Source organism: Pantoea sp. 18059, assembly GCF_902706165.1.
GTDB lineage: Bacteria > Pseudomonadota > Gammaproteobacteria > Enterobacterales > Enterobacteriaceae > Pantoea > Pantoea agglomerans.
Genome location: NZ_CACSJS010000054.1, coordinates 1 through 418 on the forward strand (window position 1 = coordinate 1; position 418 = coordinate 418).

Below are 418 nucleotides of genomic sequence, written 5' to 3' on the forward strand. Positions count from 1 at the left end.
CTCTACGCCCAGGGCACGACCACGCTGCGCAACATCGCGAGCTGGCGCGTGAAGGAGACGGACCGCATCGCCGCGATGGCCGAGGGTTGCCGCCGCCTGGGCGCCACCGTCGAGGAAGGCCCGGATTACCTGCGCGTCACCCCGCCCGCCACGCCGGCCGACTGGCGCGCCGCGAGCATCCACACCTATGACGACCACCGCATCGCGATGTGCTTCTCGCTCGCGGCGTTCAACCCGGCGGATCTGCCGGTGCGCATCGAAGACCCGAAATGCGTCGCGAAGACGTTTCCCGATTATTTCGAGGCGCTGTTCTCGGTCGCGCAGACGCCCGTGGAACGGATTCCCGTGATCTGCATCGACGGGCCGACGGCCTCGGGCAAGGGCACGGTGGCCGCCGCGGTGGCGCATCGGCTGGGCT

Annotated in this window: 1 pseudogene; it reads left to right on the top strand. The window is 69.9% G+C overall.

Annotated elements, in window-relative coordinates:
• A pseudogene (locus GVJ63_RS22030) lies at positions 1-418 on the top strand ((d)CMP kinase); the annotation flags it as partial.